14 protein-coding genes are annotated in these 14,338 nt (G+C 59.9%); 13 read left to right on the top strand and 1 reads right to left on the bottom strand.

All coding sequences use genetic code 11. The features are described from left to right. Window position 1: 1 nt before the first annotated feature. From miaB to BFN67_RS14960, 11 genes are all read left to right on the top strand, one after another. Window positions 2-1,411, top strand: coding sequence for a tRNA (N6-isopentenyl adenosine(37)-C2)-methylthiotransferase MiaB (gene miaB, locus BFN67_RS15010; RefSeq protein WP_080920366.1), 1,410 nt, complete (start codon window positions 2-4; stop codon window positions 1,409-1,411). An 81-nt stretch (window positions 1,412-1,492) separates the two neighbouring features. Further along, a complete protein-coding gene (locus BFN67_RS15005; RefSeq protein WP_139789209.1) occupies window positions 1,493-2,485 on the top strand; it encodes a PhoH family protein in 993 nt (330 codons plus the stop codon). A 30-nt stretch (window positions 2,486-2,515) separates the two neighbouring features. Then, window positions 2,516-3,010, top strand: coding sequence for an rRNA maturation RNase YbeY (gene ybeY / locus BFN67_RS15000; protein ID WP_080920364.1), 495 nt, complete (start codon window positions 2,516-2,518; stop codon window positions 3,008-3,010). A gap of 27 nt (window positions 3,011-3,037) precedes the next feature. Continuing rightward, the gene (locus tag BFN67_RS14995; RefSeq protein WP_080920363.1) at window positions 3,038-4,111 is read left to right on the top strand and encodes a hemolysin family protein; all 1,074 of its coding nucleotides are present in this window, start codon (window positions 3,038-3,040) and stop codon (window positions 4,109-4,111) included. A 108-nt stretch (window positions 4,112-4,219) separates the two neighbouring features. Further along, window positions 4,220-5,812, top strand: a complete 1,593-nt coding sequence (lnt, locus tag BFN67_RS14990; protein ID WP_080920362.1) for an apolipoprotein N-acyltransferase — start codon at window positions 4,220-4,222, stop codon at window positions 5,810-5,812. A gap of 128 nt (window positions 5,813-5,940) precedes the next feature. Continuing rightward, window positions 5,941-6,357 carry a helix-turn-helix domain-containing protein gene (locus BFN67_RS14985; RefSeq protein WP_080920361.1) on the top strand — a complete coding sequence of 139 codons (417 nt, stop codon included), beginning with the start codon at window positions 5,941-5,943 and terminating at the stop codon, window positions 6,355-6,357. 126 nt (window positions 6,358-6,483) lie between these two features. Beyond that, window positions 6,484-7,767, top strand: a complete 1,284-nt coding sequence (metK, locus tag BFN67_RS14980; protein WP_080920360.1) for a methionine adenosyltransferase — start codon at window positions 6,484-6,486, stop codon at window positions 7,765-7,767. A 19-nt stretch (window positions 7,768-7,786) separates the two neighbouring features. Beyond that, on the top strand, window positions 7,787-8,503 hold the full coding sequence (gene trmB, locus BFN67_RS14975; RefSeq protein WP_080920359.1) for a tRNA (guanine(46)-N(7))-methyltransferase TrmB: 717 nt from the start codon (window positions 7,787-7,789) through the stop codon (window positions 8,501-8,503). A 160-nt stretch (window positions 8,504-8,663) separates the two neighbouring features. Then, on the top strand, window positions 8,664-9,611 hold the full coding sequence (locus BFN67_RS14970; RefSeq protein WP_080920358.1) for a Bug family tripartite tricarboxylate transporter substrate binding protein: 948 nt from the start codon (window positions 8,664-8,666) through the stop codon (window positions 9,609-9,611). Then, a complete protein-coding gene (locus tag BFN67_RS14965; protein WP_080920357.1) occupies window positions 9,608-10,105 on the top strand; it encodes a tripartite tricarboxylate transporter TctB family protein in 498 nt (165 codons plus the stop codon). Before BFN67_RS14970 ends, BFN67_RS14965 begins: the two co-directional genes overlap by 4 nt. Before the next feature lie 8 nt (window positions 10,106-10,113). Continuing rightward, window positions 10,114-11,631, top strand: coding sequence for a tripartite tricarboxylate transporter permease (locus BFN67_RS14960; protein WP_080920356.1), 1,518 nt, complete (start codon window positions 10,114-10,116; stop codon window positions 11,629-11,631). A 7-nt stretch (window positions 11,632-11,638) separates the two neighbouring features. Here BFN67_RS14960 and BFN67_RS24570 read toward each other — a convergent pair whose 3' ends face one another. Further along, window positions 11,639-11,803: a hypothetical protein gene (locus tag BFN67_RS24570; protein ID WP_192856847.1), complete on the bottom strand. Its 165-nt coding sequence runs from the start codon at window positions 11,801-11,803 to the stop codon at window positions 11,639-11,641. A gap of 245 nt (window positions 11,804-12,048) precedes the next feature. Between BFN67_RS24570 and rimP the strand changes: the two genes are divergently transcribed. Further along, window positions 12,049-12,684 (top strand): ribosome maturation factor RimP, encoded by a 636-nt coding sequence (gene rimP, locus BFN67_RS14955; RefSeq protein WP_080920355.1) that lies wholly within the window; start codon window positions 12,049-12,051, stop codon window positions 12,682-12,684. 44 nt (window positions 12,685-12,728) lie between these two features. Further along, window positions 12,729-14,324 carry a transcription termination factor NusA gene (gene nusA, locus BFN67_RS14950; RefSeq protein ID WP_080920354.1) on the top strand — a complete coding sequence of 532 codons (1,596 nt, stop codon included), beginning with the start codon at window positions 12,729-12,731 and terminating at the stop codon, window positions 14,322-14,324. Window positions 14,325-14,338: the final 14 nt, after the last annotated feature.

Here is a 14,338-nt window from a genome sequence, read left to right as displayed (position 1 = left end):
TATGGAACTGGATACGAAACTGAAAAGCGATGCGGCTGGCACCGCATCCGGGCAGGCGGCGGGCAAGAAGGTCTTTGTCAAGACCTATGGCTGCCAGATGAACGTTTATGATTCACAGCGCATGACCGATGCGCTGGTTGCTGATGGCTATGCCGCGACCGACGATATGGCCGACGCCGATCTGGTTTTGCTGAACACTTGTCATATTCGCGAGAAGGCGGCCGAGAAGGTCTATTCCGAGATCGGCCGCATCCGCGAAATGAAGAAGGAGCGCGCCGCGCTGGGACGCGAGACCGTGATCGGCGTGACCGGTTGCGTGGCGCAGGCCGAAGGCGCCGAGATCATGCGCCGCGCGCCGGCTGTCGATCTGGTCGTCGGTCCGCAGACCTATCATCGCCTGCCTGCCGTTTTGGAAAAGGTGCGGAGCGGCGGGAAGGTGGTCGAAACCGACTACGCTCTGGACGACAAGTTCGAGCATTTGCCGCAGCCGAAGCGGGCCGAACTGGCCCGGCGCGGCGTCACGGCATTCCTGACGGTTCAGGAAGGGTGCGACAAGTTCTGCACCTTCTGCGTCGTGCCTTATACGCGCGGCTCGGAGGTTTCGCGGCCGGTGGCGCAGATCGTCGCCGAGGCCGAGAGGCTCGTCGAAGCCGGCGTGCGCGAGGTGACGCTGCTTGGCCAGAATGTGAACGCCTGGCATGGCGAGGGACTCGATCTGGAAGGACAGAGCACGGAGTGGGGTCTCGGCCGGCTTCTGTTCCGGCTGGCGGAAATTCCCGGCCTTGCGCGACTGCGTTACACGACCAGCCATCCGCGCGACATGGACGACGAGCTGATTGCTGCGCACCGCGATCTTGAATCCCTGATGCCCTATCTCCATCTGCCGGTGCAGTCGGGGTCAGATCGCATATTGAAAGCGATGAACCGCAGGCACAAGGCCGAGGATTATCTGAGATTGATCGAACGCGTCCGCGCCGCTCGCCCGGATATCGCTATCTCCGGCGATTTTATCGTCGGCTTCCCCGGCGAGACGGGTGAAGACTTTGAAGCGACGATGCGGCTGGTGCGCGAGGTGAACTATGCTTCTGCCTTCTCGTTCAAATATTCGCCCCGCCCCGGCACGCCCGGCGCCGAAATGGACGGCCATGTACCGGAGCAGGTGAAGGACGAACGCTTGCAGCGCTTGCAGGCGCTGCTCGTGGAGCAGCAGCAGGCTTTCACCGGCTCGATGGTTGGCCGCACCATGCCGACCCTGATCGAGAAGGCAGGCCGGCAGGCGGGTCAGCGTGTTGGCCGCTCGCCGTGGCTCCAGCCGGTTATTGTTGATGAAAAGGCCGGCGGAATCGGTGAAATTATCGAGGTGCGAATCATGAGCGCGGGCTACAATAGCCTGCATGCCGAACCTGTCTGAGGCGCGGCCGAAAAGGAGAGACGGTTGAACGCAACCGAGTTGAAGAACGCCCCTGCCGCCGCACCTACCGGGGCCTCCGATATGGCGCATATTGTTTTGACCTTCGACGACAACAGGCTTGCGGGCGCGCTTTACGGCCAGTTCGATGAAAATCTCGCGCGGCTGGAACAGAAACTCGGAGTCGATATCCGCTCGCGGGGCAATCAGTTGACTATCAAGGGCGACGCCGTCGCGGCCGAGCAGGCGCGTCGCGCTCTGGACAGTCTCTACGCCATTCTCCAGAAGGGTGCCGAGATCGATCAGTCCGACGTGGACGGGGCTGTGCGCATGGCGGTCGCGGCAGACGACCAACTCACCTTGCCGACACTGGAGCGCAAGGGCAAGGTCTCGGCCGCGCAGATTTCGACCCGGAAAAAGACCATCTATGCCCGCTCGCTCAATCAGGACGCCTATATGCGGGCGCTGGAGCGTTCCGAACTGGTTTTCGGCATCGGCCCCGCCGGCACCGGCAAGACCTATCTGGCGGTTGCCCATGCCGCCATGCTGCTCGAACGCGGCATGGTCGAGCGCATTATCCTGTCGCGACCGGCGGTCGAGGCCGGCGAGAGGCTCGGCTTCCTGCCGGGCGACATGAAGGACAAGGTCGATCCTTACCTTCGCCCGCTCTACGACGCGCTTTACGACATGATGCCGGCTGACAAGGTCGAGCGCGCCATTGGCGCGGGCGTCATTGAAATTGCGCCGCTCGCGTTTATGCGCGGCCGCACGCTGGCGCATGCCGCCGTTATCCTGGATGAGGCGCAGAACACCACGCCGATGCAGATGAAGATGTTCCTGACCCGGCTGGGCGAGAACTCGCGCATGATCGTCACCGGTGATCCCAGTCAGATCGACCTGCCACAGAACACGAGGTCGGGTCTGGTCGAGGCGCTGCGGGTTCTCGACGGCGTTCCGGGCATAGTGACGGTGCGCTTCAATGAAGGCGATGTGGTGCGGCATTCCCTGGTCGCCGAGATCGTCAAAGCCTATGACCGCGACGGCAAAGTGGCGCGCGGGCTCGGCGTGCAGGATTGAGGCCGGCCCGCCGGAACGCGAAATAGCCCCATGCCCGCTTTGCCTTCAACTGTCTCGCTCGACATCGACCTGGCCATCGAGGCGGGTGCTTGGCCGTCTCAGGCGGCGCTTGATGAACTGGTGGGCAAGGCTGCGGTTGCCGCGTTCGAGGAACTCGCCGAAAAATACACAGGCGATTGCGAACTGAGCGTCGTTTTCACCGATGACGCTCATATCAGGGAATTGAACGCGGCCTGGCGCGGCAAGGACAAACCGACCAATGTATTGTCCTTCCCTGCATTTCCGGCATCGGGCGGCGGATCGTTGCCGCCGATGCTCGGCGACATAGTGCTGGCTGCCGAAACGGTTTCGCGCGAGGCGGCACTGGAAGACAAGCCGCTCGGCAACCATATCAGTCACTTGGTGATCCATGGGCTGCTGCATCTTCTGGGTTACGACCACGAGACCGATGCAGACGCCGAAGCGATGGAAGCGGCAGAGCGCGCCGTGCTGGCAAGGCTTGCCATTCCCGATCCCTACGCGTAACACCGAGGAACAATCAGTCGGACGACAATGAACGAAAAGCCAGCAACTGCCGCTCGCCCGGATTCCGGAGACTTGCTCCCGGTTTCCGAAAAAACGGAAGACGTCCAAAGTCCGAGTACCATCGCCGGCGGCGTGCCTGATGCCGAGCCCGCCGGTTCTTCCCTGTTCGAACGCCTGATGGGTCTGTTCAGGCAGCGCAACGGCACCGATCTGCGTGAGGAAATCGCCGATGCCCTGGCCGAGACGGCCAGCGATGCCGGTTCCTTTTCGCCCGGCGAGCGCGCCATGCTCAACAATATCTTGCGGCTGCGCGAAGTGCGCGTCGAGGACGTCATGGTGCCGCGCGCCGATATCGAAGCGGTCGAGATCGGCACGAATCTGGGCGATTTGCTCGGCCTGTTCGAGCAATCCGGCCATTCGCGCATGCCCGTCTATGCCGAGACGCTCGATGATCCGCGCGGCATGGTTCATATCCGCGATCTGCTTGGCCACATCACGCGCGTGTCACGGGTGAAGAAGGGGCGTGCGAGCCGCAAGGCGCCCGTCTCGAACGTTCTGGATCTTGGACAGGTCGATCTTGGCCGCACGATCGGCGATCTTAGCCTGATCCGTCCCGTCCTGTTTGTGCCGCCGTCCATGCTCGCGTCCGAATTGATGGGGCGCATGCAGGCCATGCGTACCCAGATGGCACTGGTCATCGATGAATATGGCGGCACCGACGGACTGGTTTCGCTTGAGGATATCGTCGAAATGGTCGTCGGCGACATCGAGGACGAGCACGACGATGACGAACCGCTGATTACGCAGACCGGCGACGGCGCTTTTATCGTCGATGGCAAGGCCGAGATCGAGGACGTCGAGAAAATGATCGGCAACGACTTCGCCGCAGGAGAGCACGGCGAGTCTGTCGATACGATCGGCGGCATGATCTTCAACACGCTTGGTCGTGTGCCGGCACGCGGCGAAGTGGTGCAGGCGATACCTGGCTATGAGTTCCATGTGCTCGATGCCGACCCCCGCCGGGTCAAGCGCGTGCGTATTGTTCAAGGGCAGAAGGGTGGCCGCCGTCGCGTGGCCAAGGCGGAGCAGAGCGCGCCATAGACCTATGATCCTGACGGACGGCAAAGAGTTTTCACCCGTCAGTGTTTGGACGCGAGGTTCCATGCTGCTAGAACGGTTTCCGCCTGATTCGCGCAAGGTGGGGACGGGATGGAGCGCCTTTCTGGCCGCATAATTCTGCTTTGGGGCTGGCGGCGCGCCCTGGTGGCCTTTGCGGCTGGTGCCTTCGCGGTCCTCGGCCAGGCGCCGTATGATTTCTTCGCTGCCTGTTTCGTCTCTTTTCCGGTTCTCGTTTGGCTGCTCGATGGCGCCACCGGCGATCCGTCCGACGGTTGGCTTCGCCGTTTGCAGCCGGCTTTCGCAATCGGATGGTGGTTTGGCTTCGGCTATTTTCTTGCAGGGTTGTGGTGGATCGGCGGTGCCTTGCTGGTTGAGGCGGACCAGTTTGCCTGGGCGCTGCCTTTTGCCGTGCTGGGCATCCCGTTCGTGTTGGCGTTCTTCTACGGCTTCGCTGCTGCGGTAGCCAAGGCTCTGTGGAGCGACGGCATCTGGCGCATTGCAGCGATCGCCTTTGGCTTCGCACTGGCCGAGTGGCTGCGCGAATTCCTGTTCACCGGCTTTCCCTGGAATGCGGTTGGTTACGCGGCGATGCCGGTGCCGCTGTTGATGCAGAGCGTTTCCGTTATCGGCATGATCGGCATGAACGCGCTCGCCGTCTTCGTTTTCGCGCTGCCGGCATTATTGGCCCAGCCGATCCATCGGCGCGCCGGAGTGCTCGTCTTCGTCCTGCTGGTGGCCGGCGATCTCACCTATGGCTATATCCGGCTTACCGAGAAACCGTCACCTTCGCCGCAAAGTCTTTCTGTACGGATTGTGCAGCCTTCAGTCGATCTCAGCGAAAAGTGGAACGCCAGCGTTCGCGATCGCATCTTCGCCACCATGATAGCCATGTCCTCGCAGCCGCCGCAGGCGGGGCAGGAGAAGCCGCAACTGATCCTGTGGCCGGAAACCTCGGTGCCGTTCCTGTTCACCGAGCGGCCCGATGCATTGACCGCGCTGGGCGATATGCTGGGGGAAGGCCAGATGCTGATCGCCGGCGCGGTGCGAGAAGAAGAGGCGGCCAATGGCGGAACGCCGCCTCGTTATTATAACTCTGTCGTTGCCATTAATGATCGGGGCGAGATCGTTGACGCGGTGGACAAGGTCCACCTTGTACCTTTCGGAGAATACCTGCCATTCGCAGACTTTCTGCGGAGTATTGGCCTCGAGCAGATCGTGGCTGGACCGCTTATGTTTTCGGCCGGTGCCAGCCGTCACGTCATTATCGCACCGGGTGGTGTTCGGGTCATGCCGTTCATCTGTTATGAGGTGATCTTTCCCGATTTAGTAGCTGTTGACGTTACGTCAGCACAGCTTATTGTGAATGTTACGAATGATGCATGGTTTGGAGATACACCCGGTCCATACCAGCATCTGAGGCAGGCGCAGGTTCGTGCGGTCGAGAACGGCTTACCTTTGTTGCGTGCTGCCAACAACGGCATTTCGGCCACCGTTGATGCACGCGGCAGGATCGTCGATGCTCTGGCGATCAACGCCCGTGGCGTCTTGGACGCGACGGTGCCGGTGGATCGCGTGCATACTGTTTCGGCATACCAACGGCGCGTTAACGGGTTCGTGATCATGCTACTGTTCGCCGTAGCGGCGTGGGTCATGAACGTAAGACGAAAGCTACGGACGAATTGACAATTGATATATTGGGAAATCATATGCGTCGTCGAATATTTGCGCCGGCATGCAGCCAAATTTGGTTGGGATAGTTTGCCGCGTCAGGCACAATACCGGAAAGCCGAAAGGAATTCGGCGAGGAACATATGGTCGAGCAAAACAAGAAGAAGCCGAACCCGACGGATGTTCATGTTGGCAGCCGCATCAGATTGCGCCGCAATATGTTGGGCATGAGCCAGGAGAAACTGGGAGAGAGCCTTGGCATAACCTTCCAGCAGATCCAGAAATACGAAAAGGGCACCAATCGGGTGGGCGCCAGCCGGCTTCAGGCGATCGCTTCCATTCTCGGTGCTCCTGTCGCGTTTTTCTTCGAAGGTGCGCCGGGCCAGGAAATTGCCGGCCATCAAGGTTTCGCGGAGAGCGATACCGAGGGATCGATTATCGGTTTCTGCGCATCTCCCGAGGGTATTCAACTTAATCGAGCGTTCGTCAGGATCACGGACCCTAAAGTTCGGCGGCGGATCATCGATCTCGTCAAAACCCTTTCCGACGATTCTCTCTGAGTGCTGCTCTGCAGTTGTATCTTGCTGGTGTTCAAGAGAACGAGTTTGCTTGACGCCCCGCATCTCCTGCCGCTAACACGGGCCGCCCAATCGGCAATGCGCTGATTTTTTCGAGAGGGGACACCCGTGACGCGGCACAATTACTTCTTCACATCTGAATCCGTAGCTGAAGGCCATCCCGATAAGGTCTGTGATCGCATTTCCGACGAGATAGTCGATCTGGTCTATCGCGAAGCGAGGAAGACCGGCATGGATCCTTGGAAGGTACGTGTTGCTTGTGAAACACTGGCAACGACCAACCGCGTGATCATTGCCGGTGAAGTGCGTGTGCCGGACACGCTTTTGAAGAAAGACAAGCAAGGCGGTATTCTCAAGGATGCGGCTGGACATCCTCTGGTCAATCCTTCGAAATTCAAGTCGGTCGCGAGGCGGGCTATCCGCGACATCGGCTACGAGCAGGCGGGTTTTCATTGGAAAACTGCAAAGATCGATGTCCTGCTCCATGGACAGTCGCCGGATATCGGGCAGGGCGTCGATAACGCGTCCGACCGTCAGGGCGAAGAGGGCGCCGGCGATCAGGGCATCATGTTTGGCTATGCGTGCCGCGAAACGCCGGACCTGATGCCCGCGCCGATCTATTACAGTCACAAGATTCTGGAACTGCTTGCTGCTGCCCGCCATGAAGGCAAAGGCGAGGCGGGCAAGCTCGGTCCTGATGCCAAGAGCCAGGTCACGGTGAGATATGCCGACGGCAAGGCCGCCGAGGCCACGCAGATCGTGCTCTCGACGCAGCACCTCGATGGAAGCTGGGATTCCCGCAAGGTCCGCAGCGTTGTCGAACCTTATATTCGAGAGGCGTTGGGCGATCTCAGGATCGCTGACGATTGCAACTGGTACATCAATCCAACCGGCAAATTCGAGATCGGCGGCCCCGATGGCGATGCCGGTCTCACCGGGCGCAAGATCATCGTCGACACCTATGGCGGTGCAGCTCCGCATGGTGGCGGTGCGTTTTCCGGCAAGGACACGACCAAGGTCGACCGGTCGGCAGCCTATGCGGCCCGCTATCTGGCCAAGAATGTCGTGGCCGCCAAGCTCGCGGAGCGCTGCACGATCCAGCTTTCCTACGCCATCGGCGTTGCCCAGCCGCTGTCGGTCTATGTCGATCTGCATGGCACTGGAAAGGTGGACGAAACCGTGCTGGAGGAGGCGTTGCGCGATGTGATGGACCTGTCGCCCAGCGGCATCCGCAGGCATCTTGACCTGAACCGCCCGATCTATGCCAAGACGTCCTCTTATGGACATTTCGGTCGCAAGCCGGGGCGTGACGGTTCGTTTTCCTGGGAGAAGACGGATCTGGTCAAGGCGCTGAAGGGAGCGGTTTCCCAAAAGGAAACCCTGGCTGCCTGATCACGCTTTGAGGACGCAGATGTCTGGTGAGCGGCCAAGCCGGTCGAGTGAAGCGTTTTTTGGCCGGCGCCGTGGCAAGGCCATGCGCCCCCTCCAGGCGCTGGCATTGGAACACGGCCTTGAACAATACGGGCTCGACCTTGCTGTCCCATCGCCGCGTGACTTGACGGAGCTTTTCAAGGCGCCGGTTTCAGCCGTACGCCTTGAAATCGGCTTCGGCGGTGGTGAGCATCTATGCCATGAGGCGCGGGCCAATCCGGCATGCGGCTTTATCGGGGTAGAGCCGTTCGTCAATGGCATGGCCAAGATGATGGCCGCGGCCGAGAAGGAGCCTCTGGCCAATCTGCGCGTTTATGACGACGATGCGACGCAACTACTTGACTGGCTGCCGCCAGCCTCGCTCGACGGTATCGACCTTCTTTACCCCGACCCGTGGCCGAAGAAGAAGCATTGGAAGCGGCGTTTCGTTTCCAGGATCAATCTCGACCGCTTTGCGCGTGTTTTGAAACCGGGAGCCGTTTTCCGATTCGCGTCCGACATTGACACCTACGTAAACTGGACGCTTCTCCACTGCCGCGAGCATGAGGCTTTTGACTGGCTGGCGAGGGACGCCAGCGACTGGCGCGATGCTTACCCTGGATGGCCCGGAACGCGTTACGAAGCAAAGGCTTTGCGCGAAGGCCGCCGCCCCGCATATCTGACATTCACCAGGAAGCCCAACCAGCCTGCCGGTTAAGGAACCTCATCGGCACTTCCTGAACGGTTGACAAGTTGTCGCAGGGAACGCTTATCTGTTTGAGAAAATGCCCTGGCAATGGGCAGCATGCGTGGAAATTAAGCGGCTATCGATGCAACAATGAATGCAACAATGCATGAGCCGCAGGAGAGGAGAATTTATGCGTAAACTATTGTTCGTTCTTGGCTGTGCCGTCGTCGTGCTGGCCGGACAGGCCTCGGCCGCCGATTACAAGATCATGGCACCGGCGTCTCCCGGCGGCGGCTGGGACCAGACCGCGCGTGCCATGCAGACCGTGCTGCAAGACGAAAAGATCTCCAGTAATGTGCAGGTCTATAACGTGCCCGGCGCTGGCGGCACGATCGGGCTCGCCCAGTTTGTCAACAATGCCAAGGGCGATCCGTCGCAACTGATTGTCGGCGGCTATGTCATGGTGGGCGCTATCCTGACCAACAATTCGCCGGTAACGCTCGAGCAGGTCACCCCGATCGCTCGGCTGACGGGTGAATACGAAGTCGTCGTCGTGCCGGCCAATTCCGATATCAAGGATATGGCTGGGCTGGTGGAGAAGTTGAAAGCCGATCCTGGCGCGGTTTCCTGGGCCGGAGGATCGGCCGGCGGCGTGGACCATATAACCGTCGGCCTGATCGCAAAGGCGGTTGGCGTCGATCCAACCAAGATCAATTATATCGCTTATAGTGGCGGCGGCGAAGCCTTGGCGGCCATTCTTGGTGGGCAGGTAACGGCCGGGATCTCCGGTTATGGCGAGTTTGAATCGCAAATCAAGGCAGGATCACTTCGCATCATCGGCGTTTCGAGCGATGCTCCCATTGAGGGGATCGACACAGCCACGTTCAAGGATAGCGGCGTCGATGTCGTCATTCAGAACTGGCGCATGGTCGCTGCGGCACCCGGCATCAGTGACGAGCAGAAAGCGGCCATTCTCGCCGATATGGAGAAGATGGCCAAATCCGATGCCTGGAAAAAGGTTCTTGCTGACAAGGGTTGGGCCGATACGTTTCTTTCCGGCGATGCCTTCTCCGCCGAGTTGAAGAAGGACATCGACTCCACCTCCGTGGTGCTGAAGGATATCGGCTTGGTCAAATGAACGTCGAGCCTGTTCCGGAAGAGCCACAGCGTAAGGAGCGCCGCCCTGACGGGGCGGCGTTCGTTATCGCGGCGGTGCTTGCCATTATCGCGGTCGTGATTGCATGGAGCACCGCCACCGGTGGGAATTCGGCAAGCTATTCGCGTATCGGTCCCAATGCCTTCCCCTACGCCATTGCGGGAGTTCTTTTAGTCCTTTCCATCTGGACGGCGGTCGAGGCATGGCGCGGGGAGTTTCCCGAGCGTGAAGCCGAGAATGTCGGGCCGATCATTTGGATCGTCGCTGGTCTGGCCGGCCAGATGCTGTTGCTCAAGACAACCGGATTCTCGATCGCGACAGGAGTTCTGTTCGCGCTTACGGCGCGCGGTTTCGGCCGCGGACCATTGTGGATGACTGTGCCGCTCGGCATCGTGATCTCACTTGTCATCTGGGTTGTCTTCTCGAAGGGACTCCAACTCTCGCTTCCGGCCGGTCCGCTCGAGAACCTCTTCTAGGAATTCCGATGGATACCTTCGCCCTGCTCGGACATGGATTCCTCGTCGCCTTCGAACTGCAAAACCTGTTCTATGCGCTGATTGGCGTCACACTCGGCACGGCGGTCGGCGTTTTACCAGGCATCGGCCCGGCACTTACGGTCGCACTTCTTTTACCCGTCACCTACAAGCTTGATCCTGCGGGCTCGCTGATCATGTTTTCCGGTATCTATTATGGCGGCATGTATGGCGGATCCACCACGTCGATCCTGCTCAATACGCCTGGAGAAAGTGCATCGATTGTGACTGCGCTGGAGGGCAACAAGATGGCGCGAAAAGGCCGGGGCGGGCCGGCGCTGGCAACCGCTGCGATCGGCTCTTTCGTCGCCGGCCTGATTGCCACAATGGGCCTGGCGCTGATTGCACCTACCATCGTGAAGTTTGCACTATCGTTCGGTCCGGCCGAGTATTTCGCCCTGATGGTGCTTGCCTTCATGACCGTGTCGGCTGCCTTTGGCGATTCGACATTACGGGGGCTTACAGCGTTGTTCATCGGTCTTGCGCTCGGTCTCATCGGCATAGATCTGCAGACCGGGCAAGCGCGCCTGGCCTTCGGCATTCCCGACCTGCTCGACGGCATTGAAGTAACAACTCTTGCCGTGGCGCTGTTCGCGATTGGCGAAACATTGTCTGTGGCGGCAGCCCGAAACAGCAGTGAGGACAAGGTGGAGCCGGTCAAGGGTTCGGTCTGGATGAGCCGGGAAGACTGGGCACGCTCATGGAAGCCTTGGCTGCGGGGCACATTTATAGGTTTTCCAATCGGAGCCATGCCGGCGGGCGGCGCGGAGATCGGAACGTTCCTGTCTTATTCGGTGGAGAAACAACTGACGAAGAAGCCGGAAGAGTTCGGCAATGGCGCAATCGAAGGGGTCGCTGGTCCGGAGGCTGCGAACAACGCTTCCGCTGCCGGTACGCTGGTGCCACTGCTGACGCTCGGTTTGCCGACGACGGCGACCGCCGCCATCATGCTCGCCGGTTTTCAGCAATTCGGATTACAGCCGGGGCCGCTGCTGTTTGCCACCAGCCCGCAACTGGTGTGGGGCCTTATCGCCAGTCTCCTCGTCGCCAATTTGATGCTGCTCGTTTTAAATCTGCCGCTGATCGGGCTGTGGGTGAGGCTCCTATCGGTTCCTAAGCCCTGGCTCTATGCCGGCATTCTGGTTTTCGCCACGTTGGGTACGATCGGCGCCAATCCCTCCACCTTCGAACTCGGTATCTTGCTGGCCTTCGGCCTGATGGGATATATCCTGCGTCGCTTCGGCTATCCGATAGCCCCCGTGGTTGTCGGCCTCATTCTCGGCCCTCTTGCCGAACAGCAACTCAGGCGGGCAATGGCGATCAATCAGGGTGACCCGATGGCGCTGGTGTCATCGCCGATAGCGGTTGTATTGTTGTTGTTGGCCTTGGCGGCCGTTGTTGTGCCGCTTGTTCTACGGGCACGCGGCAAGGGCAAGGTCCTTGCGCAGCTTGCCGCCGACGAGGACTGATTTTCTCTCAGAAATGGCGAATACGGCGGAACTGCCGTGCGTCGATGCCGAGCCCGCGCAAATTGTCGGCATCCGGCTGGCGGCCGCAGGATACGGCCGAGGCGGCTGCAATCGCGTCGCCGAACAGTGCCAGAAACCCGCCCAGCCTGGAATGTTGTCGATGACCGGCCATGATATTTCCCTTTTGATGTTGCAATGCAACATAATTAGGGGTGCTGGAGCGAAGTGCCAGGGCGGTCAACGCAATGCAGCCATGTCGTTGCGACATTGCGCGTCACTGCAACTCGCTTGAGAGCCTGGGCTTGAAAGCGAGAGGCCTTTGGGTTATGTGAGTCTCAAATTCTTGGTCGGTATGACGAAGAGTGGGTCCAACCGGTCCCGCTCTTTTTTGTTACCGGCCACCGCAAACGAGGTCGCATGACAGTGACGACGGACGAGAAAACCGGCGACGATCGCATCATCCGCGAAAGCGGCATCGATGCGCGCATCGCGTCAATTGTGCAGCCTGTGCTGCGCGGTGTCGGTTTCCGTCTTGTCAGGGTTCGGTTGTCCGGTCAGCATGGCCTGACATTGCAGATCATGGCCGAGCGCGACGACGGCACCATGACGGTTGAGGATTGCGAGGAGGTTTCCCGCGCAGTCTCGCCAGCGTTGGATGTCGAGGATCCAATCGAGAAAGCGTATCATCTCGAAGTCTCGTCGCCCGGTATTGACAGGCCTCTGGTCCGAAAGTCTGATTTTTCGGACTGGGCCGGCCATCTGGTGAAGTTGGAAACCTCGGTGCTCGTTTCCGAGCGCAAGCGATTTCGTGGCAAGATCGCCGAGGCGGATGAAGATGGCGTGGTGATCGAAAGCGACAAGGCCGCGTATGGTGAAGATCCGGTCGTGCGCGTCCCTTACGATGCGATTGCCGAGGCGCGGCTGATCCTTACCGACGATCTGATCCGCGATGCGCTTTCCAAGGACAACCGTGCCCGCAAGGATGCGCGGAAGCGGCATGCGGAACCCGATGACGGCGCGCATGAACAGACGCAGGGCGAACAGGAAATTTGATTGAGCCGCCGGGAACCCGGTGAAGATGCTCGGGAGAAATGAAAATGGTTGTAAGCGCCAACAGGCTGGAACTCTTGCAAATCGCAGATGCGGTCGCGCGCGAAAAGTCGATCGACAAGCAGATCGTCATCGACGCGATGGCCGACGCGATACAGAAGGCCGCGCGCTCCCGCTATGGCCAGGAAACCAACATTCGCGCCGACATCAACCCGCAGACCGGTGAGATGAAGCTGCAACGGCTGATGGAAGTGGTGGAAACTGTCGAGGACTACGCCACCCAGATGGCGCTTTCTTCGGCGCGCGAGCGCAACCCGGATGCCCAGGTGGGTGATTTCATTGCCGAGCAGCTTCCACCGATGGATTTCGGCCGTATCGCTGCCCAGTCTGCCAAGCAGGTCATTGTGCAGAAGGTGCGTGAAGCCGAGCGCGATCGGCAATATGACGAATACAAGGATCGTATTGGCGAGATCGTCAATGGTACCGTCAAGCGCGTCGAGTATGGTAATGTCATCGTCGATCTTGGCCGTGGTGAAGCGATCATCCGCCGCGATGAATTGATTCCTCGCGAGAACTACAAATACGGTGACCGTGTCCGCGCCTATGTCTATGACGTGCGCCGCGAGCAGCGCGGCCCGCAGATATTCCTGTCGCGTACCCATCCGCAATTCATGGCCAAGCTGTTCACGATGGAAGTGCCGGAAATCTACGACGGCATCATCGAGATCAAGTCGGTAGCGCGCGATCCTGGCTCGCGCGCCAAGATCGCCGTGATTTCGCGCGATAGCTCGATCGATCCGGTCGGCGCCTGTGTCGGTATGCGTGGTTCACGCGTGCAGGCCGTCGTCGGCGAATTGCAGGGCGAGAAGATAGACATCATTCCGTGGTCGCCTTCGGCCGCATCCTTCATCGTCAACGCGCTGCAACCGGCTGAGGTGGCCAAGGTGGTGCTGGACGAGGAGGCTGAGCGTATCGAGGTGGTGGTGCCTGACGATCAGTTGTCGCTGGCCATCGGTCGCCGCGGGCAGAACGTGCGGCTGGCTTCTCAACTTACCGGCTGGGATATTGATATCCTGACGGAAGAAGAAGAATCGCAACGTCGCCAGAAGGAGTTCGTCGAACGCTCCAACCTGTTCATGGAAGCGCTCGACGTTGACGAGATGGTCGGTCAGGTGCTGGCCTCCGAAGGGTTCACTAGCGTCGAGGAAGTGGCTTATGTGGATGCCGACGAAATCTCGTCCATCGACGGTTTCGACGAGGACACCGCAAGCGAGATCCAGACGCGCGCCCGCGAATATCTTGAACGGATCGAAGCGGAGCATGACGCAAAGCGGGGTGAGCTTGGCGTTCAGGATGAGCTGCGCGAGATTCCCGGTGTCACCACAGCAATGATGGTTACACTTGGCGAGGACGGGGTGAAGACAATCGAAGACTTTGCCGGCTATGCCGTTGACGATCTTGTCGGCTGGAAGGAGCGCAAGGACGGCGAGACCAAGGTTTATCCGGGTGTTTTGGCCAATTATGGCGTCTCGCGCTTGGATGCCGAGCAGATGGTCATGGCCGCTCGGCTCAAGGCAGGCTGGATTACCGAAGAAGAACTCGCAACTGAGGCTGAACCGGCCGAAGAAGCCGCTGGTGCGTGAGGTGAAGCCCCATC

The sequence above is a fragment of the Manganibacter manganicus genome, from assembly GCF_002075885.1.
GTDB classification, from domain to species: Bacteria; Pseudomonadota; Alphaproteobacteria; order Rhizobiales; family Rhizobiaceae; genus Mesorhizobium; species Mesorhizobium manganicum.
The sequence above is the reverse complement of the archived record's forward strand: the minus strand, read 5'-3'. Positions and strand labels throughout refer to the sequence as shown.